The 19858-nt window shown below is 69.9% G+C and carries 18 protein-coding genes; 14 read left to right on the forward strand and 4 right to left on the reverse strand.

The window, feature by feature from the left end:
* Positions 1-2: 2 nt before the first annotated feature.
* A complete protein-coding gene (locus IPK24_17310) occupies positions 3-638 on the forward strand; it encodes a TVP38/TMEM64 family protein (GenBank protein ID MBK8077273.1) in 636 nt (211 codons plus the stop codon).
* Between the two features lie 65 nt (positions 639-703).
* The gene (locus IPK24_17315; protein MBK8077274.1) at positions 704-1357 is read left to right on the forward strand and encodes a TVP38/TMEM64 family protein; all 654 of its coding nucleotides are present in this window, start codon (positions 704-706) and stop codon (positions 1355-1357) included.
* A 4-nt stretch (positions 1358-1361) separates the two neighbouring features.
* Here IPK24_17315 and IPK24_17320 read toward each other — a convergent pair whose 3' ends face one another.
* Complete coding sequence (locus tag IPK24_17320; GenBank protein ID MBK8077275.1) at positions 1362-1568, reverse strand: DUF2892 domain-containing protein; 207 nt, start codon at positions 1566-1568, stop codon at positions 1362-1364.
* A 251-nt stretch (positions 1569-1819) separates the two neighbouring features.
* On the opposite strand from IPK24_17320, the gene IPK24_17325 reads away from it, so the two are divergent.
* A complete protein-coding gene (locus IPK24_17325) occupies positions 1820-2791 on the forward strand; it encodes an ABC transporter substrate-binding protein (GenBank protein ID MBK8077276.1) in 972 nt (323 codons plus the stop codon).
* 7 nt (positions 2792-2798) lie between these two features.
* On the forward strand, positions 2799-3605 hold the full coding sequence (locus IPK24_17330; GenBank protein MBK8077277.1) for an ABC transporter ATP-binding protein: 807 nt from the start codon (positions 2799-2801) through the stop codon (positions 3603-3605).
* Positions 3606-3614: 9 nt separating this feature from the next.
* Here the strand turns inward: IPK24_17330 and IPK24_17335 are convergent, their stop codons facing one another.
* Entirely contained in the window at positions 3615-4424 is an 810-nt protein-coding gene (locus tag IPK24_17335) for an ABC transporter permease (GenBank protein ID MBK8077278.1), read from the reverse strand.
* Positions 4421-5215, reverse strand: coding sequence for an ABC transporter permease (locus IPK24_17340; protein ID MBK8077279.1), 795 nt, complete (start codon positions 5213-5215; stop codon positions 4421-4423). Before IPK24_17340 ends, IPK24_17335 begins: the two co-directional genes overlap by 4 nt.
* A 175-nt stretch (positions 5216-5390) precedes the next feature.
* Between IPK24_17340 and IPK24_17345 the strand changes: the two genes are divergently transcribed.
* From IPK24_17345 to IPK24_17390, 10 genes are all read left to right on the forward strand, one after another.
* Positions 5391-6431, forward strand: a complete 1041-nt coding sequence (locus IPK24_17345; GenBank protein ID MBK8077280.1) for a LacI family DNA-binding transcriptional regulator — start codon at positions 5391-5393, stop codon at positions 6429-6431.
* Between the two features lie 188 nt (positions 6432-6619).
* On the forward strand, positions 6620-7933 hold the full coding sequence (locus IPK24_17350) for an ABC transporter substrate-binding protein (GenBank protein MBK8077281.1): 1314 nt from the start codon (positions 6620-6622) through the stop codon (positions 7931-7933).
* 108 nt (positions 7934-8041) lie between these two features.
* Complete coding sequence (locus IPK24_17355) at positions 8042-9064, forward strand: sugar ABC transporter permease (GenBank protein MBK8077282.1); 1023 nt, start codon at positions 8042-8044, stop codon at positions 9062-9064.
* Between the two features lie 74 nt (positions 9065-9138).
* On the forward strand, positions 9139-9963 hold the full coding sequence (locus tag IPK24_17360) for a carbohydrate ABC transporter permease (protein ID MBK8077283.1): 825 nt from the start codon (positions 9139-9141) through the stop codon (positions 9961-9963).
* A gap of 38 nt (positions 9964-10001) precedes the next feature.
* Complete coding sequence (locus tag IPK24_17365) at positions 10002-11648, forward strand: glycoside hydrolase family 13 protein (protein ID MBK8077284.1); 1647 nt, start codon at positions 10002-10004, stop codon at positions 11646-11648.
* A gap of 584 nt (positions 11649-12232) precedes the next feature.
* On the forward strand, positions 12233-13708 hold the full coding sequence (locus IPK24_17370) for an amidohydrolase family protein (protein ID MBK8077285.1): 1476 nt from the start codon (positions 12233-12235) through the stop codon (positions 13706-13708).
* 46 nt (positions 13709-13754) lie between these two features.
* Entirely contained in the window at positions 13755-14267 is a 513-nt protein-coding gene (locus tag IPK24_17375; protein ID MBK8077286.1) for an NmrA family NAD(P)-binding protein, read from the forward strand.
* A 57-nt stretch (positions 14268-14324) separates the two neighbouring features.
* Positions 14325-16304 carry a hypothetical protein gene (locus tag IPK24_17380; GenBank protein ID MBK8077287.1) on the forward strand — a complete coding sequence of 660 codons (1980 nt, stop codon included), beginning with the start codon at positions 14325-14327 and terminating at the stop codon, positions 16302-16304.
* A 152-nt stretch (positions 16305-16456) separates the two neighbouring features.
* Entirely contained in the window at positions 16457-16849 is a 393-nt protein-coding gene (locus IPK24_17385) for a VOC family protein (GenBank protein ID MBK8077288.1), read from the forward strand.
* A gap of 127 nt (positions 16850-16976) precedes the next feature.
* Entirely contained in the window at positions 16977-17981 is a 1005-nt protein-coding gene (locus IPK24_17390) for a GerMN domain-containing protein (protein ID MBK8077289.1), read from the forward strand.
* Positions 17982-17983: 2 nt separating this feature from the next.
* Here the strand turns inward: IPK24_17390 and IPK24_17395 are convergent, their stop codons facing one another.
* Positions 17984-19645 carry a family 16 glycosylhydrolase gene (locus tag IPK24_17395; GenBank protein ID MBK8077290.1) on the reverse strand — a complete coding sequence of 554 codons (1662 nt, stop codon included), beginning with the start codon at positions 19643-19645 and terminating at the stop codon, positions 17984-17986.
* Positions 19646-19858 lie beyond the last annotated feature (213 nt).

A 19858-nucleotide genomic window follows, 5' to 3' on the forward strand; every position in this document is an offset into this window, starting at 1 on the left:
CGATGACCCGCACCTGGCTGAAGCTGTTGCTCTTCGTCGCCGTGGTGCTGTCCGGCGTGGCGGTGCTGATCCTCGCGCCACGGCCGGACGTCGAGCAGCTCCGGGAGTGGGTGGCTGGCGGTGGCCCGTGGGTCCCGGTGTGGTTCGTGCTCGGCTATGCCGCCGCGACGCTGTTGCTGGTGCCGCGAACCGTGCTCTCGGCCGCCGCCGGCCTGGCCTTCGGCGCGGTGGCAGGGGTGGCGATCGTGTGGACCGGGTCGATGCTGGCGGCCCTCGCGGCCTTCTGGCTGGGCCGGGCGCTGGGGCGGGACGGCGTGGCCCGACTGGCTGGGCACCACCTCGATCGCCTGGACGCGCTCGTGCTGCGCCACGGAGTGCTCGCCGTCCTCCTGGCCCGGTTGGCGCCGATGATGCCGTTCTCGGTGGTGAATTACGGTAGCGGGCTGAGCGCCGTCCGGTTCTGGCCGTACACCGTGGCCACCGCGGTCGGCATCGTGCCGGGCACGGTGGCCTATGTGACGGTCGGCGCCGCCGGCGCGCAGCCCGACCGGCTGCTGCTGGCCGTCACGGGTGCGCTGTTCGCCCTGACCGGGATCGTCGGCTGGATCGCTCGCCGGCGCGCCCGAACCTCCGGCTGACCTGGCGGGAAGTGGGCCGCAGGCCCCGCGCGCTGTGCTGCCATCCGTGTGAGCATGGGTGGACGATGAGCGAGATCAGAACCTGGTGGCGGCTGAGCGCGTTCGGCGCTCTGCTGCTGACCGGTGTGCTGGTCGTGATCTTCGTCCCGATGCCGGACGTCGCACAGGTGCGCTCGTGGGCCGGCGACAGCGGCATGTGGTTCCCGCTGCTGTTCGGCCTCGGCTATGTCGTGGCGACACTGCTGCTGGTGCCCCGCACCCTGCTGTCGGCCATGGCCGGGTTGGTCTTCAGCCTGACCAGCGGCCTGGTGCTGGTCTGGGTCAGCGCCCTGGTCGGCGCCATCGCCGGGTTCTGGATCGGCCGCTGGCTGGGCCGAGACGGGGTGGCCCGGCTGGCGGGCCGGCATCTGGATCGCCTGGACGACCTGGTGGTGCGGCACGGGGTGTTCGCCGTGCTGACCGCCCGGCTCGCGCCGATGGTGCCGTGTGCCGCGGTGAACTACGGCAGCGGGCTGACCGCCGTCCGGTTCTGGCCCTACACGCTGGCCACGGCGATCGGCATCGTGCCGGGAACCGTGGTGTACGTCGGGCTCGGCTCCTACGCGGCCCACCTCGACAACTGGTGGTTGGTGCTCTTCGCCGGTGCGCTACTGGGGCTGACCGCGGCCGGTGGGGTCTACGCCAAGCGCCGAGAGAGTCCCACCAGCCGCACCACCTGAGTGACTACTTGCGCACGCCGCAGGTGTTGATGCCGAAGATCCGGTACAGCGGGCAGAAGCCCACGACGCCGGTCAGGAACATGATCGCCGCGACGACCAGGAGCACCGTGCTCACCACGGAGCCGAGACCCGACGCCAGGCCGGCCACCAGGGCCACCAGCCCGATCGTGATCCGCAGACCCCGGTCCACCACGCCCTCGTTGGTACCCATCTCGTGCTCGTCTCCCTCATGTCGCGGCCCGGCAGCTGTGGCGCGGGTCCGTGGTTGTTCTCTGACACGCCATGGACGGGCACGGGGCAGGAATCGATACCGGCAACGTCCACGCGACAGATGTGAGGTAGGCCACTGGTCCGACATCGACGATCGCCACCCCCGACCGCCTGCAACCCTCCGAGCACCGCACTAGGGTGCCGATGTCCGGCCACGGGGACCGGGCCGAGGGGAGAGACATGGTCGAGCGAGTGTCACGTCGAACGGCGATCGCGCTGGGTGCGGCGCTGAGTGTGACGATGGCCCTGACGGCCTGCGGCGGAAGCGACTCCGGTGGCAGCAGCGCCTCGTCCGGCGGGGTCACCAAGGTCTCGGTCGGCGTGATCCCGATCGTCGATGTCGCCCCGCTCTACCTGGGCATCCAGAAGGGCTTCTTCGCCAAGGCCGGGCTCGAGGTCAGCGCCAAACCCGCACAGGGTGGCGCGGCGATCGTGCCGGCGGTCATCTCGGGTGAGAACCAGTTCGGCTTCAGCAATGTGGTGTCCCTGCTCACGGCCCGCGACAAGGGTCTACCGCTGGTGTCGATCGCCGCCGGGGTCAGCTCGACCGGCGACCCGGCCGACGACGTCAACGCCGTGCTCGTGGGCAAGGGCTCGACGCTGAAGACCGCCAAGGACCTCGAGGGCCGCAAGATCGCGGTCAACTCGCTGAACAACATCGGCGACACCACGGTCAAGACGGCGGTGACGAAGGCCGGCGGTGATCCGGCGAAGGTGACGTTCGTCGAGATGCCCTTCCCGGACATGCCGGCCCAGCTCGCCGCGGGCACCATCGACGCCGCATGGGAGGCCGAGCCGTTCCGCACCCAGATCGTCGCCGCCGGCGGGCGCATCCTGTTCGACAATCTCACCGAGACCTACCCGACGCTGCAGATCTCGCACTACTTCACGAGCGCGCAGACCAAGCAGAAGAACCCGGCGATGGTCACCGCGTTCGTCACCGCGATCAACGAGTCCATGACCTACGCGGCCGCCCACCCGGACGAGGTGCGCGCCGTCCTGGCGACCTACACCAAGATCAGCCCGGACGTCGCGGCGAAGATGTCGTTGCCGGACTGGCCCACGGCGATCGACCGCGACTCGCTCACCGCGGTCGGCACGGCCGCTCGCACTTACGGCACGTTGACCAAGGACCCGGACGTCGCAGGGCTGCTCGGTGGCTGACGCGACGATGCTCGAGGCGCGCGGCGTCCGGCATGTCTATGCCGACCACGCCCGCACCGTCGAGGCATTGCGCGACGTCACCTTCTCGGTGGCCGCAGGTGAACTGGTGTGCGTGGTCGGTCCGTCGGGGTGCGGCAAGACCACCCTGCTGAAGTGCCTGGCCGGCCTGCTCTCGCCGACCGCCGGCGAGGTGATGGTCGAGGGCACCCCGGTCACGGGCCCCGCGCCGGGCATGGCGGTGGTGTTCCAGGAGTACGGCCGTTCGCTGTTCCCCTGGATGCACGTGGCCGACAACGTCGAACTCCCGTTACGGCTCAAGGGGTTACCCAAGGTCCGGCGCGTCGAACTGGTCGAGCGGTCACTGGAGGCCGTCGGCCTGACCGACGTCCACCGGGCCTACCCGTGGCAGCTGTCCGGCGGCATGCAGCAGCGGGTGGCGATCGCCCGCGCCCTGGCCTACGAACCGCACGTGATGCTGCTCGACGAGCCCTTCGCGGCGGTCGATGCCCAGACCCGGGCCGACCTCGAGGACCTGATCCGCGAGATCTGGGCAAGCACCCAGGTGACCACGCTGTTCATCACCCACGACATCGACGAGGCGGTCTACCTCGGCCAGCGGGTGATCGTGCTGTCGGGCTCACCCACCGTGGTGCAGGACGACGTACACATCGACCTGCCCGACCAGCGCGACCAGTTGGAGACCCGTGCGCTGCGGCGGTTCGCCGAGTTGCGCCGCCATGTGTATGCGGAGATTCGTTCCGCGGCAAGGGGTTCGGCGACCTCTACCTCCCTGCCGCGCCTCGCGTCGTCCTGATCACACGCCTCAGCCGGAACGCTGCGATCGACGCTGGCCGTGGTACCAGTGCAAGACCCGATTCTCGCCCAGGCGAAAGAGCATCGACAGGACGACGCCCAGCAGGCCGAGCACGATGATGCCGGTCCACATCTGCGGCAGCGCGAAGGTGCGCTGGAACTGCACCACGGTGAAGCCGAGACCGTTACTGGCCGCGAACATCTCGCTGATCACCATCAGGATGATCCCGATCGACAGCGCCTGTCGCATGCCGGTCAGGATCTGCGGACCCGCCGCCGGCAGCACCACCGCGCGGATCCTCGCCGGGCCGCGAATCCCATAGGCCCGGCAGGCCTCCAGCATCACCGGGTCGATCGCCCGCACCCCCGCGACCGTGTTGAGCAGGATCGGCCACACGCAGCCGAACACGATCACCAGCACCTTCATGGTGTCGTCGATCCCGGCCAGGGCCACGAACAACGGCACCATGACCGGCGGCGGGATGGCGCGGAAGATCTCGAGCACCGGCTCGGTCACCGCGCGCACGGTGCGGAACCGGCCGATGACCAATCCCGTCCCCACGCCGAGCACGACCGCGCCGACGTACCCGGCAGCGAGCCGGGCCAGACTGGGCAGGACGTCGCGGACGAGGCGCGACTGCGTGCCGCCGGCCAGCCAGGTGTCGGGGAACGCCGCCACGATGGTGCGCAGCGGCGGGAAGTAGAGGCTCTGACTGCGCTCGCTGACCAACCACCAGATGAGGATCAGCAGCACCGGCAGCCCGAGGGCGACCACGGCACGGCGCAACGGGGCCGGAACCCGCTGGATTGCCCCGGTCATGAAGCCACCTCGGAACGCACCGACACATGCCACGCGAGCAGTCGCCGTTCCAGCGCGCGCATACCGACGTTGACGCCGAGCCCGATCAGGCCGGTCAGCAGGATGAGCCCGTAGACCAACGCCGTGGCGCCGCCGCTCTGCGCCGCAGTGATCTCACGCCCCAGGCCGGGTGAGCCGATCACCAGCTCGGCGGTGACCGCCAGGATCAGGGCCACGCTGGCAGCCAACCGCACCCCGGTCACGACATACGGCTGCGCCGTCGGCCAGAGCACGTGACGGATCCGCGCCAGCCGCCCGAAGCCGTAGCAGCGCGCCGTCTGCTCGGCCACCGGGTCGACGTCCTGGACGCCGTGCAGGGTCTGCACCAGCACCTGCCAGAACGAGGCGTAGACCACCAGGAGCAGGGCCGACCGCAGCTGAGTCCCGAGTACCAGCACCGCCAACGGCACCAGCGCGACCGACGGGATGGGCCGCAGGAACTCGATGGTCGTGGCCGTGGCGGCCCGCACCGCCGGCACCGCGCCGATACCGATGCCCAGGACGACGCCGGCCACCACCGCGATCGCCAGGCCGAGCCCCCACTGCACCAGGGTGTCGAGCACCGCTCGCCACAGCGCCGGCTCTCCGGCCTCGGCGGCCAGTGCCGCCAGGATCGCGGACAACGGGGGCAGGACGCCGGGCGAGAGGTTCAGCACCCTCGGCACGACCTCGAGGGCCGCAGCGAAGGCCGCGACCCCGACCGAGCCCCACAGGAGCGGCCCGAATCGACGCTCGACGAGGGCTTCGGCCACGCCCCGGACGATACCCGCTGACCGTGGATCGATCGGCCGATCCGACGAGCCCCACAAGGTCCGAGGACACCCCACCCTCGCCCAGCGCGAACCGGCATGAGAAAGTGACGTCGATCCGACGTCGACGCGAGTCGATCTCTTCACCCGAGTTCACCCGAGATGTCCGGGAGGTCACGTGGCAGCCAGGCCTTCTGCGCGCGGCGCGGCGACCCGGGCCGACGTGGCGCGACGTGCCGGCGTCTCGGCCAGCACCGTCACCTACGTCCTGACCGGCGAGCGCCCGATCAGCGCCGAGACCCGCGAACGCGTGCAGGCCGCCATGGCCGAGCTGGGCTACCAACCCAACGCCCTGGCCAGCGGCCTGGCCGGACGACGCAGCCGCATCCTCGCGCTGTTGCTGCCCTCGGGCGGCCGTGAGGTCGACAACGCCGACCTCGAGTACGTCGTCGCCGCGGCGGACGAGGCACGCGGCCTGGGCTATCACCTGATGCTCTGGACGACGGACGGTGACGACATCCAGGAGGCCGTCCGGCTGGCTCGCACCGGCTTGGTGGACGGTCTGCTGTTGATGGAGGTCACGCTGCACGACGAACGCGTGAAACTCTTGAGCGACACCGGTGTTCCGGTGGCCCTGATCGGACGCACCGCCGATCCGGATGCCGTCCCCTACGCCGACGCCGATGCCGAACAGATGGGCGCCATGGCGGTCGACCACCTGGCCGACCTGGGCCACCGACGGCTGGCCTACCTCGACGAACCGGAGGCAGCGGGCCGCCGGGGCCTGGGCTACAGCAGCCGCCTCACGGACGCCGTCCGAAAGCGTTGTGCCGAGCGGGGACTGAGCCTGACCGTGGCCGCGACCGAGCATTCCCAGGCCGCCGGCCGCGAGGCCTTCACCCGCGTCTACCGCGGACGCCACAAGATCACCGGGGTCATCTCGGCCAACTGGCGTGCCGTGCTGGGCCTGGTGCACGAGGTGACCGACCACGGACTGACGATCCCCGGCGATCTGTCGGTGGTGTCCATCACCAGCTGGGATCAGCATGCCCAGCTCACCACCCCCGAACTGACCACGATCAGCCAGCCGGCCCGGGACATCGGCCGGGCGGCCGCCCTCGGGCTGATCCGGCGCCTGGAGGGTGACGGCGCACCCGAGCACCATCTCTTCCCCGGGCGCATCGACCTCCGGGGCAGCACCGCACCCCCACCGAGCTGATCCAGCCTCGGCCGCGAGCGGCGGCCATCGGCGAGGCGCGTTACCAACACGTTACGGAGTGACGGGTTGACCACTGTCGACGCGCGTCGCTAACGTCACCACTACGCGTCGTCGACGCGTGTCGATAATTCGTCCGGGTACCACCCGCCGCGTCCGACAGGACCCAGGTCAAGGAGCACTCAGTGAGGATCAGAGCAACCAGGTGGGCCGCGGGTGCGGCCCTGCTGACCGCGAGCAGCCTGCTCGCCGCGTGTGGTGGTTCGGGGTCGTCCGACACCGCGTCCAGCTCGGCCGCCGGCGGCGGGGCTGCCGCCGCCACCGAGCGTGGTCCGATCACCTATGTGCAGGGCAAGGACGTCTCGGGCACCGTGCAGGCTCAGCTCGACGAGTGGAACACCGCTCACCCCAACGAGAAGGTCACCCTGGTCGAGCTGCCGGATGCGGCCGACGCTCAGCGCCAGCAGATGATCCAGAACGCGCAGACCAAGTCGGACGCCTACACGGTGCTCTCGGTCGACGTGGTCTGGGTCAGCGAGTTCGCCGCCAACCGGTGGATCGACGAGCTGCCGGCCGACAAGTTCAACCTCGACAAGATGCTGCCCGCGATCACCGAGACCGCGAAGTACCGCGACAAGGTCTACTCGGTGCCGGCCTCCTCCGACGGCGGCCTGCTCTACTACCGCACCGACCTGTTGAAGGCCGCAGGCATCGCCGCTCCCCCGAAGACCTTCGAGGAGATGCAGGCAACCTGCACCACGGTGCAGGCCACCCCCGAGGGCAAGGGCATCGGCTGCTTCGCGGGCCAGTACGAGAAGTACGAGGGACTGACGGTGAACTTCGCCGAGGCCATCAACTCCGCCGGCGGCGTCATCACCGACAGCTCGGGTAAGCCGAACGTCAACACCGCCGAGGCCAAGGCCGGCGTGAACGCCCTGGTCGACGGCTTCAAGAGCGGCTTCATCGCCAAGGAGGCCATCACCTACCGCGAGGAGCCGGGCCGCCAGGCGTTCCAGGCCGGCAAGCTGCTGTTCCACCGCCAGTGGCCCTACCAGTTCTCGCTGGCCAACAAGACCGACGGGTCCAGCAAGGTGGCCGGCAAGTTCGCGGTGACCGCCCTGCCGGGCATCGGCAGCGCGGCAGGCGCCTCGTCGCTCGGTGGCCACAACGTGGCCGTCTCCTCGTTCGCCAAGAACAAGGCGACCGCGATCGACTTCATCTCCTGGTTCACCAGCGAGGCCAACCAGCGCACCAACCTCACCAAGAACTCCAACGCCCCGACGTTCACGGCGCTCTACGACGACCCGGCCCTGGCCGAGCAGTTCCCGTACCTGCCGGCACTCAAGGCCTCGATCGAGCACGCCGTCCCGCGGCCCAAGGTGGTCAAGTACGGCGACGTGACCGCTGCCATCCAGGACGCCGCCTACGCCGCCCTCACCGGTGCGAAGACCACGGACGCCGCCCTGGCCGAACTGCAGGACAAGCTCACCACCCTCACCCAGTGAACGCGGCGGGGGCGGGCCAACTCGGTCCGGCCCGCCCCCGTCGTCCCCCTCAGCGCCTCGTCGCTGACCCTCACGAAGCGGTACCCGTCGAGCCAAGGAGACCGGCCAGTGGCGACCACGACACACGGCGCTGGAACCGAATCACGTCCACCCACGAAGGCACGGACCCGCAGTGACAGCCGGCGGGCGGCCGAACGCCTCGCGTACACCCTGATCTCACCGACGTTCATCGTGTTGGCGCTGATCGTCGCCTATCCGATCTTCGCTGCCATCCGGCAGTCGTTCTACGGTGCCGCCGGGTTGGACGAGGAGACCGGGTTCGTCAGTGACACCGAGCCCTTCATCGGCCTGGGCAACTTCACGGACATCTTCCAGGGGGCCACCTCGACGAGGTTCTGGAACGCCTTCTGGAACACCACGTTCTTCACCGTCACCACGGTCACCGTCGAAACCGTGCTCGGGGTGGCCATGGCGCTGATCATGCATCAGGCCTTCAAGGGCCGCGCCCTGGTGCGGGCCAGCATCCTGGTGCCGTGGGCGATCCCCACCGCAGCCTCGGCCATCCTGTGGGGCTGGATCTTCAACGCGGACGGCGTCGCGAACGCCCTCCTACCGGGCGACCCGATCCTCTGGACCTCCGAGGGGTTCCAGGCGAAACTCGCGGTGATCGTCGCGGATACCTGGAAGACGGCTCCGTTCATCGGCCTGCTGGTGCTGGCCGGGCTGCAGGTCATCTCGGAGGACATCTACGAGGCTGCCCGGGTGGATGGCGCCGGCACCGTGCGGCGCTTCACCAGCATCACGCTTCCACTGGTGAAACCCGCTCTGCTGGTGGCGGTTCTGTTCCGCCTGCTCGACGCCCTGCGCATGTTCGACCTGCCCTACATCCTGATCGGGCCACGCAAGAAGACCGCCGAGACGCTGTCGATGCTGGTCCAGGACGAGGCCTCCAACCTGCGCTACGGATCGGCCGCGGCCTACGGGATCATCCTGTTCATCTACCTGTTCGGCATCGCCTACGTGTTCGTCACCCTGCTCGGCGCCGACGTCCTCGGCGACCGCGACGAACGCAAGCAGATCGTCAAGGCCAACCGAGCTCGCCGCCGCCTCACGAAGGGAGCCACGGCATGACCACCGCCTCTGCCACCAGCTCGGCCCGGGCCGGGTCCCCGGCTGGATCGGTCAACGACGACCCCAAGAAGCGGATGCGCCAACTGGGTCAGGCCGCAACGTATCTGGGCGTGATCGGCATCGTGATCTACTGCCTGGCCCCGTTCGTCTGGATGCTGATCTCCAGCCTGCGGCGCACCAGCGACATCTTCGAGAAGTCCCCGATCCCCTCGCCGGCCTCGATCGAGAACTATCGCGCGGTGTTCGCCCCCGGGCAGAACTTCGGCCGCGCCCTGGTGAACAGTCTGATCGTGGCCGGCATCACCACGGTGATGGCCCTGGTGGTCGGCACCCTGACCGCCTACGCCCTGGCACGCCTGGAGTTTCGCGGCAAGCGCCTCGCGTTGACCGCGATCATCGCGACCTCGATGTTCCCGCTGGTCTCGTTGATCGTCCCGCTGCTCAAACTGTTCACCCAGTTGGGCTGGATCAACACCTACCAGGCGATGATCGTGCCCAGCCTGGCGTTCTCGTTGCCACTGGCGGTGTGGAACCTGACCTCGTTCTTCAAGCAGATGCCGGTCGAACTCGAACAGGCCGCAATGGTCGACGGGTGCACTCAGGGGCAGGCCTTCCGCAAGGTGATCCTGCCGCTCGCCGCGCCCGGGGTGTTCACCACGGCGATCATCGTGTTCGTCGGCGCCTGGAACGAGTTCCTGATCGCCCTGACCATGACCAACCGGGCCAACATCCAGACCGCGCCGGTCGCGATCTCGAAGTTCACCGGCGCCACCCAGTTCGAGACCCCGTTCGGCAGCCAGATGGCCGCCGGCGTCCTGGTCACGGTTCCATTGGTGATCATGGTTCTCGCGTTCCAGCGGCGGATCGTCGCCGGCCTGGCTGCCGGTGCCGTCAAGTGACCTCACCGCCCACGCTTTCCACGCTTGCCACACTTCCCATACGGCCCGCACCGCCGTGGTGGCGCGATGCCGTCGTCTATCAGGTGTACCTGCGCAGCTTCGCGGACAGCTCCGGCGACGGTATCGGCGACATCAACGGCATTCGTTCGCGGCTGGGGTATCTCGCCGAGCTCGGGGTCGATGCCCTGTGGATCACGCCGTGGTTCCGCTCGCCGATGCACGACGGCGGCTACGACATCAGCGACTATCGGGACATCGACCCCGTCTTCGGCACGGTGGACGACGCCCGCGCGCTCATCGCCGATGCACACCAGGTCGGCCTGAAGCTGGTCATCGACGTCGCGGCGAACCACACCTCGCACGACCACCCGTGGTTCGCCGAGGCGCTGGCGGCCGAGCCCGGATCGCCCGCGCGAGAGCGGTACCACTTTCGCGACGGTCGCGGGCCGGACGGCGCCCAGCCACCGAACGACTGGATCAGCTCGTTCGGGGGCACCGCCTGGACCCGGATCACCGAACCCGACGGCCGACCCGGGCAGTGGTACCTGCACTTGTTCGCCCCGCAGCAACCCGATCTCAACTGGGCCAACCCCGAGGTGCGCAGCGAGTTCGAGGGCGTCGTCCGGTTCTGGTTCGACCTGGGCATCGACGGCCTGCGGGTGGATGCGGCGTCCGCCTTCGCCAAGCATCCGGACCTGCCCGACCACGGCTTTCGACCCGGCGACACCTTCTCGCCGCGGTTGTGGGACTCCAGCCCGTTGTGGGATGTCGACGCCGTCCACGAGATCTTCCGCTCCTGGCGCGCGATCGCCGATTCCTACGACCCGGCCCGGATCTTCGTCGGTGAGGTCACCGTCAAAGGGGCCGACCGGCTCGCGTTGTACCTGCGCCCGGACGAATTGCACACGGCCTTCAACCTCGACTTCCTCAAGTCCGCCTGGACCGCTGACGCGTTGCGAGCCAACATCGTCGACACCTGCACGGCCATGGCCGCGGTCGGCGCCCCACCGACCTGGGTGCTGTCGAATCACGACGAGACCCGGCACATCACGCGGTACGGCCGGCACGACACCGCGGTGCCGGACGGTAGCGCCGGGGCCGACACCGGGCGGCCAGCAGACCTCGCCCTCGGCACCCGGCGTGCGCGCGCCGCCGTCCTGCTGATGCTGGCCCTACCCGGCAGCGCGTATCTCTACCAGGGCGAAGAACTGGGCCTGTGGGAGGTCACCGACCTGCCGCCGGAGTGTCGGCAGGACCCGGTCTGGCATCGCACCGCCGGGGCCGCGTTGGGGCGCGACGGCTGTCGGGTGCCGCTGCCCTGGTCGGGCCAGGCGCCCCCGTTCGGGTTCACCGAGGGTGCACAGCCATGGTTGCCGCAGCCGGCCGAGTGGTCCGCGCACACGGTCACCGCGCAGGACGACGACCCCACCGGCATGCTCGCGCTCTACCGTGCTGCGCTGGGTGCGCGGCGCCGGCTGCTCCCCCACCTGAGCGCGCAGATCGACTGGCACGACACGGGTCGCGACGTGCTCGACCTGAGCCGCGGTGACGCGTTGCGGTGCCTGGTCAACCTCGGCGGCAGCGACATCCGGCTGCCCGAGGGGCGCATCCTGCTCGCCAGCCTGCCCGGCATCGTCGACACGCTGCCGCCGGATGCCGCCGTCTGGTTGGGTCCTGTCACTTAGCCTGCACACATGGCGACTCACCCGGTGTCACGTCGGATGCTGATCCTGGGCGGAGTGGGCGTGGTGGGGTCGTCGGCGCTGGCCGGATGCGTTCTCCCCAAGGGTGATCAGGGCGGAGGGACCTCGCCCACGCCAGCCGTCAAGATGCCCTCCGAGGAGTCCCTGTCGGCAACGGACCTCGCCCTCCGCATCCACGGATCGCTCGGCACCACACCCTCGGCGCGGTTCAGGTCCCAGCGGCAGAAGACCTTCGGCCACTCCTATGGCTGGACGGCCACCGGGGTCGTCACGTACCCGCCGACCGGACCGACCCCACATGCCCGATACTCGGTGCTCCTCGATGCAGGTGGTCGCGTCGACATCCTGCTGCGGGGCGATGCCATGTACGTCCACGCAGGGAGCGCCTGGCAGAAGGTCAGCGCATCGACCCTCAACGTCGAGGGGCAGCGTCTCGATCACGAGATCCGGCTCACCACATCGTTTCTCGGTCAGGCGGCCGTGGTTCCCACAGCCCGCTTCCACCGATCGGCAACCAGTGGCATGGCGAGGACGACGCAGTGGACCGGGTCCCTGACCGGCGAGGAATGGCTCGGCAGTCTGCCGCCCGCCGTGGCTGCCCAGATGGGACCCGCCACCGCCTTGGACGTCCAGCTCTACCTGGACCCCGCGGGACGTCCGGTCAGACGCATCGATGCGGTCCGGCCGAACAACCTCGAGTTCACGATCGAGACCACCTGGCAGCGTTGGGGAACCCCGGTGTCCGTTCCCTCTGTCCCGGTGGACGCGCTCTCCGCCTGAGCGCAGGCCGGGCGGCCCCACATGACAAGCGGGCGACCGAGCGGGAGAGTGCCTCGGTGAATGCTGCGACGTCCGTCCGGGAACGCCCGCGCCGTCTCGCCCTGCGGGGGTCACGACTCTTCGACGGACGCGAGCTGCACCCAGGCCCCGCGGTCGTGGTGCTGGACGGACCGGCGATCAATGCCGTCATCCTCGGCTCCACTCCTCCGGCCGATGCCGAGCTGATCGACCGGCCCGGGGCCACCCTGTTGCCCGGGTTGATCGACACCCACGTGCACCTGGCCTTCGACGCCACGGAGAACCCCGTGGCCACCCTGGCCGCGCGCGACGACGACGCCGTCCGGGTCGCCATGACCGCCGCCGCACGCACGGCGGTGGCGGGCGGCGTCACCACGGTGCGCGATCTCGGGGACCGCGACCATCTCTCGCTGGAACTGCGCGATCAGCCCGGTCTGCCGCGCATCCTGGCCTCCGGACCGCCGATCACCACCTTCGCCGGACACTGCTACTTCCTGGGTGGTGCGGTCGCGGACGACGCGGACGCCGTCCGGATGGCGGTGCGGCAGCGCGCCGAACGCGGCTGCGACGTCGTCAAGGTGATGACCAGCGGGGGCACGATGACGCCGGGTACGAGCCAAGAGGTCGCTCAGTTCGACCGCGAGGTGCTCGCGGCGGCGGTCGATGAGGCACACCGGCTCGGGTTGCCACTGACCGCGCATGCGCACGGCACGTCCGCCATCGAGAACTGCATCGCCGCCGGAGTGGACGGCATCGAACACGTCTCGTTCTGGAGCGCCACCGGTGTCGATGCGCCCGAGCACCTGATGCGGGCCATCGCCGAGCGTGGCATCGTCGTCGGCGCCACGGCAGGCTTGCTGCCCCCACCGCCCGGCCACGTCCCGCCCCCCGCCGTGATGGTCCGGATGCCGCAGATCCTCGCCAACCTGCGCCGCCTGCGCGAGTGGGGCGCAGTGATCGTCGCGGGCACGGATGCCGGCATCGCACCCGTGAAACCGCACGACATCCTGCGGACGGCGCTGTGGCAGCTCGCCGACATCGGCATCGGGCCGCTGGACGCGCTGCGCACCGCGACCTCGGTCGCCGCCGAGGTGCTGGGGCTGGGCGCGCGCACCGGGCGGCTGGCCGCCGGCTACGACGCCGACGTCCTGATCGTGGACGGCGACCCGCTCGCCGACCCGGACGCGATCCACCGCATTCTCGCCGTCTACGCTCGGGGCACCCCGGTGATCCCCGAGCGGTGAGCGCGAACGACGACCCAGCAGCCGATTTCGCGGACGTCGCCCTGGAGTGAGCCTGGCGCTGGCGGGCATCGACACCCTGTTCCTGGTCTCGGCCACGGAGCACCCGGACCGGGTCGGCGTGCACGCCGGTTTCGTGGACGCCGCAGCGCAGGCCGGCGTGCGGCACATCGTGGACACCTCGTTCTACGCAGCGGCGCCGCAGGCCACATTCACCCACGCCCGCGATCACTGGCATACCGAGCAGCACATCCGTTCGGGCGGAATAGGTTTCACATTTCTGCGCGACAACCTCTATGCCGACTTCGTGCCGCTACTCGCCGATGAGCACGGTGTGATCCGCGGACCGGCGGGTTCGGGCAAGGTGTCGGTGGTGGCGCTGGACGACGTCGCCGACGTCGCGAGCATCGTGCTGCGCGAGGTGCTGTCCGGCAGCAGCGTCCACAACGGTCGCACCTATGACCTCACCGGCCCACAGCCGCGCGCGACAACCCCACCCATCCCCACCCTCTCCGCAACCCTCCACCCGGCTGGTGTGGGCGTGAAAACCGTTCTGGGGTAGGGCAATCCGACGAGCCCATCGCTGGCGTTCGAACATGTGTTCTAGTAGAATCGGGGCATGTTCACGCCCGACCTCCTGCACGACGCGGACGCCGAGGTGGCTCGCCTCAGCGCCGAGAACGAGGCGTTGCGGGCGCAGGTCGAGACACTCCGGGAACAGAACACCCTGCAACGTGAACAGCTCGACCGCGGCTCGGCGCGGTTGTCGGCGCGGGAGGCAGTGTGGGACTGGTTCACCGACGGCGGACCGGAGAACGAGGACGACCGGGATCAGGTCGCGGGGCGGATCTGCCGGACGTTCCTGACCCCGGGGACCGTGGAGCCCTCGTTGGTGACGGTTGCGGCGGTGACGTTGGCGCAGTCGCAGCCGTCGGGACTGTCGGATGCTGAGGTGGTGTCGGCGGCGGTGGCGTGTCGGCAGGCGATCACCCACATCGAACTCACCCAAGCCCAGCTGACCCGGGAGTTGGCGTGGCGGTACCAGGCCCGTCACCCGCACGAGTTGGACCTGGATGTCGAGGTGAACCTGCCGGAGTGGGTCCGTGACCCCGAGGAGCGGGCGTTGACGGCGGCGATCGAGGAGGTCGCCGCCGTCGCGCGGATCAGCCCGTCGGGACTCCGGGCGCGGGTGGAGATGTTGGCGACCTGGCCCGAGGACCACGGCCGGCTGTACCGGGCGCTGCTGGACGGGTCGATCTCGACGACCCGGGCGCGGGAGGTGGCCCGCCAGACCGGACGCCTCGCAGCGGGTCGGGCACGGGACTGGGTGGAACAGATGATCCTGCCGGTCGCCGAGCACCTCGGCGCCGTGGGGCTGAAGAACCGCATCGAACGGCTGATCGCGCAGGCCGATGCGGTGGCGTATCGCCGGATCCTGGACGACGCCGCCGCCGAGAAGGACACCATCAAGGTCACCCAGCAGGGCTACGGCCGGGCGGCCATCACCTACCGGGGCTCGCTCACCAACGTCGCCGACCTGCACGCCGCGCTGCTGCACCGGGTCCAGGCCGCCACCTGCCCCGACACCGGCACCGACCCGGGCGCGGGCACCGACCCGGGCAGGGGTGATGGCGTCCGGGGTGGTGGGTCGGTGGGGCAGCGGGAACGGCAGGCAGCCTCGATGGCGCAGGTCATGTTCGACCTGATCACCGACCCCAACACCATCCCCCCACTACTGCCCACCACACCCGGCAGCACCGGCGGCAGTGACCCCGACACCGCGACCACCACCCAGCACACCCACACCCCGCACGCACCCGAACCAACCGAGGCGCCCACGACCCAGGCAGGCGAGGACACGACCGGTGACGACGTGGTCAGTGACGACGTGACCGGTAACGACGTGACCGGTCACGACGCGACCGGTGGCGGCGGGGCCGGTGGTGGCCTGCTCGGCGGCGGGGCTGTCAGCGCCCCGGCACCGGCCTGCCCGGGGATCCGGGTCGAACCCAAGGTGTCGTTGAACGTGACCATCCCGTTCCAGGTCCTCACCGCCCTCTGGGCAGGGCAGCCACCACCGACCGGATCCGGATGGGTCGAAGCCACGGGGCACGGTCCGATCCCCACCGACGCGCTCGCGGCGATCCTCGACAAATACGGCCAACGCGCGCTGTGGCGATGCCAAGTCCTCGACGACCGACCCGACTCACCGACCTACGGCACCCTGATCGCCATCGGACGCGCCGCCACCGACCCCGGGTACACGCCGTCGCCGTTCATGAAGGCGTTGGTGAAGGCTGCCCGGCCCCGGTGCTCCCACCCCGGCTGCGGGCGCCCCGCGATCGAGACCGACCTCGACCACGTCACCGCCCACAGCAGCGGCGGCACAACCGAGGAGAAGAACCTGGCCCCCCTGTGCCGGTTCCACCACCTGCTGAAGCACCACGCGGGTTTCACCCCGACCCTGGACCCGGTGACCGGGCAGGTCACCTGGCGCACGCCGTCCGGACACCACATCAGCGAACCACACGACATGCCACCACCCTTGGCCACCGAAGGCGACCTCCCCGGCGCCTGGCCACTCCCGCCACCCTTCTGAACAACGGGTCGAGGCCAGCGATTGTGTGCGGTCAAAGTCGTCGCATGGCACCACTTTTGCCACACAGAGTCCGGGAACCAGCCAACTGGCCTCAGCTCGGACACTGCGCGAAACTCGCCTCAGTAGCCGACCCCGACCCAGCAGGAGCCCCGATGTCCCGTGTGGTGCACTTCGAGATCCAGGCCGACGACATCGAGCGGGCCAAGGCCTTCTATGCCGCCGCCTTCGACTGGACCTTCGAGGATTACAGCCAGTTCACGGGCTCGACCTACTGGGGGATCGTCACCGGCCCCGAGGACCAGATGGGCATCAACGGTGGCCTGCTCGCCCGCCCCGCTCCGGTGACTCCCGGTGGCGGCAGCAACAGCTTCGTCTGCACGATGGGCGTCGGCGACTACGACGAGACCGAGCAGCGCATCCTGGCCGCCGGTGGCCAGGTCGCCATGGCGAAGTCCGCGTTGCCGGGGATGGCGTGGCAGGGCTACTACCTCGACACCGAGGGCAACACCTTCGGCATCCACCAGCCCGACCCCGAGGCCGGCTGACCCCGCCTGACAGCCTCCGCATCATGCTCGCGTCAACCGCGCGAGCGGGTCCGACGTCCATGGTGTGAGCGCCCGATCGGCGCGACAATGGAGGTAGCGCCGGAACCTCGGCGCAGGAGGCGACACCATGAGCACCGTCGACCCGGGAACCACCCCGAGCTTCCGCCCCGCACCCCACACCCCGCTCCCTCCCGCCCTTCCCCCGACGCGGCGACGTGTTGCGCGTCGGCTGGTGCCGGTGGTCGCCGCGCTCACGTTGATCGCCGGTGGCACCGCGGTCGGCGTGCTGTGGCGCACCTCGGGCGATGACGGTTCCGCCGGACCGGTCATCACGCCGGCTACCTCGGTGCCGGCCGCCTCGACATCGGCATCCTCGGCCCCCACCCCGAGCGGGCCGACCGGAGCGGCCACGACTCCCCCGGTCACGACCCCGATCACCGGTCCCGTGCGCGCCCTCCCGGTCTACTACGTCGCCGACGTCGGCACCGGGCCGCGGCTCTATCGCGAGTTCCACCGCGTGGCGATCCGCGACAACAGCCCGGCCCTGACCTCGCTGGTCGAGATGCTGAGCGGGGCGCCGGTCGACCCCGACTACACCTCGATGTGGCCGTCCGGGATTCGCGTGCTGTCGCTGACCACCCAGGGCGGGATCGCCACGGTCGACCTGTCGGGCTTCGTCGCGGTGGGATCGGCCTACGAGCAGGCCGCCGTCCAACAGCTGGTGTACACCGTCACAGCCGCCGACCCGACCACCCGCCGGGTGCGGCTCCTGGTGAACGGCGCGACCGCGCCGTCCGGTCACCAGGACTGGTCGGCACCGATCGCCCGCTCGACGGCCCTGGGCACCCAGGCCAACGTGTGGATCCTCGGCCCGGCGCAGGGCGCCACCGTCAGCTCCCCGGTTGCCGTCTCGGTCCTGGGCACCGGCTTCGAGGGCAACGTGCCGCTGCGGGTGTACCAGGGTGAGACCGTCGTGGCATCCACCTTCGTGACCACCATGATGGGTGGGTTCGCGCAGGCCCGGACCACGATCGCGTTGCCACCGGGCAGCTACGAGCTGCGCGCCTACAACGACAGTGGGCTCGACGCGAGCCTGCAGCTCTGGGACACCAAGACGTTCACCGTTCGGTGACGTCAGCGCTGGTAGACCCGCACGTAGTCGACGTCGTAGCTGGCCGGGAAGTCCGTCGCGGAGGTGGGCGCTCCCGGCCAGTTGCCGCCGACGGCCAGGTTGAGCCGCAGGTAGAACGGCTTGGCGAAGGCCTCGTCGAGCCACGGCGTGGTGCTCGGCGTCCGGGTGTAGGTCAGGACGTCGTCGATGTACCAGCGCATCTCACCGCGCTCCCACTCGACGGCGTACACGTGAAAAGCGGCCGAGGGCAGGGCGCCGGGCACCGTGACGGTGACGGGTTGATGGCTGTGCGTGCCGGAGTAGTCGTACCAGATCGTCTGGTGCACCTTGGTGTGCTCCGAACCCGCCCCGTCGGAGCCGATGGCCTCGAGCACGTCCAGCTCGCCCGTTCCCCCGGCACTCGGCCGCAGCCAGAACGCCGGCCACAACCCCTTCGTCGTGCCCGCGGCCGTCGGCAACTTCGCCCGAACCTCGAACCGACCGTAGGTCCAGTCCGCCTTGCCTTTGGTGGTCAGGTGGGCCGAGGTGAACTTCCGGCCGCCGGGGAATCGGGAATCCGAACTCCCACACACGAACGGCGTGGATTCCCGCCGGGCGATCAGGTGCAGTACTCCACCGCTGACATTCAGGTTCTCGGGGCGATTCATCAAGCAGGCGAGTTCCTTGTTTCCCTCGCCATAGGTCGAATGGTCCTCGGCCCGCCACCGAGCGGAATCGACGCCGGTGCCGGCGAACTCGTCCGCCCAGACGAGCTTCCATCCGGAGCGACCGGCCGACGGTGAGGTCACCTTCGGCTGGGTGGTGCCGGACGACGAGACGGTGCGGCTGGACGACGCTGTTCGTGGCGAGCGCCTGCCCGTCGAGGGCGTGACCGTCGAGGGCTTGCCGCTCGTGGTCGTCGCCGAGGGCGACCCCGCCGAGTCGGAGGCGTGCGGCGCCCCGGTCACCGCCCCCTGCGCGGTGACCGGGGCAGGCCCCTCCGGCGCGGGCCCGCCGGAGGGGGTGGTGGCGCCCGAGGCGTCTGCACCCTCGGGCAAGAACAACCGAACGTCGTCCACATCGACCCCGCGACCGGAGGGCAGGTCGTGGGCCACCACGTTCAGATCGAGCGAGTCGCCGCTCTCGACGGCTCGGTAGGTCACGCTGAGCCGGTGCCACCCGTCGTCCGGCATGGTCTGGGTATCGAGTGCCTGACCTCGCAGGATGCTGCCGCGGTAGGCCATCAACCGCAGGCTCACCTGCTGCCCCGGCTGCGAGCGGACCCAGGCCTCGGCGCGGTAGGTCGCCCCCGCGGTCGTGGCGGGAACGGAGTTGATCGCGTCGTTCAGGGCGATGGTCCACCGGTCACGCGTGCGCTGGCTGATCCGGCCACCCCGGCCGTGGCGGCCCGGTACCGACTCGAGCCGCGCACCGGGGTTGACCCCCCAGCCGGCCAGGCCGTCGTCCAGCGAGGAATTGAGCACGGCGTTGCCCGACTCACCCAGACCGTTCGCCGCGACCAGCACACCGCCGGTGCCGAGCACAGCCATCGCCACCACAGCGGCGGAGATCCGGCGCCGGGAGCCGGGCCGGGGCGCGCCGACCGTCCCCAGATCCGCCGCACCCAGATCCGTCGCACCCAGGTCGAATGGGCCGGCGCCGGACCGCGCCGAATGTCGACCCATGGTGTGACAACTCCCAACTCGCACTGCCGGTGCACTGCCAGGCACTGCCTGAACCCGAGGATTTCCCCGCGACGATCCACGGATCCGCGACGTTCCATGGCCACTCCATGGAACCGTTCGAGTACAGACCAGCGAGTGTTAACAGCGGGATATCACGCTGCTATGTCGAACTGTCACTCGTTTGGAGCAACGTCGCTGGTGAGGGGCCTTTTC

This window comes from Kineosporiaceae bacterium (assembly GCA_016713225.1).
Lineage (GTDB): Bacteria > Actinomycetota > Actinomycetes > Actinomycetales > Kineosporiaceae > JADJPO01.

What these genes read in the sequence shown, in the direction of transcription:
- IPK24_17310 (MBK8077273.1), top strand. Translation starts at nt 3, where the DNA reads ATGACCCGCACCTGGCTGAAGCTGTTGCTCTTCGTCGCCGTGGTGCTG.
- IPK24_17315 (MBK8077274.1), top strand. Translation starts at nt 704, where the DNA reads ATGAGCGAGATCAGAACCTGGTGGCGGCTGAGCGCGTTCGGCGCTCTG.
- IPK24_17320 (MBK8077275.1), bottom strand. Translation starts at nt 1,568, where the DNA reads ATGGGTACCAACGAGGGCGTGGTGGACCGGGGTCTGCGGATCACGATC.
- IPK24_17330 (MBK8077277.1), top strand. Translation starts at nt 2,799, where the DNA reads ATGCTCGAGGCGCGCGGCGTCCGGCATGTCTATGCCGACCACGCCCGC.
- IPK24_17335 (MBK8077278.1), bottom strand. Translation starts at nt 4,424, where the DNA reads ATGACCGGGGCAATCCAGCGGGTTCCGGCCCCGTTGCGCCGTGCCGTG.
- IPK24_17360 (MBK8077283.1), top strand. Translation starts at nt 9,139, where the DNA reads ATGCGCCAACTGGGTCAGGCCGCAACGTATCTGGGCGTGATCGGCATC.
- IPK24_17370 (MBK8077285.1), top strand. Translation starts at nt 12,233, where the DNA reads ATGGCTCGGCAGTCTGCCGCCCGCCGTGGCTGCCCAGATGGGACCCGC.
- IPK24_17380 (MBK8077287.1), top strand. Translation starts at nt 14,325, where the DNA reads ATGTTCACGCCCGACCTCCTGCACGACGCGGACGCCGAGGTGGCTCGC.
- IPK24_17385 (MBK8077288.1), top strand. Translation starts at nt 16,457, where the DNA reads ATGTCCCGTGTGGTGCACTTCGAGATCCAGGCCGACGACATCGAGCGG.
- IPK24_17390 (MBK8077289.1), top strand. Translation starts at nt 16,977, where the DNA reads ATGAGCACCGTCGACCCGGGAACCACCCCGAGCTTCCGCCCCGCACCC.
- IPK24_17395 (MBK8077290.1), bottom strand. Translation starts at nt 19,645, where the DNA reads ATGGGTCGACATTCGGCGCGGTCCGGCGCCGGCCCATTCGACCTGGGT.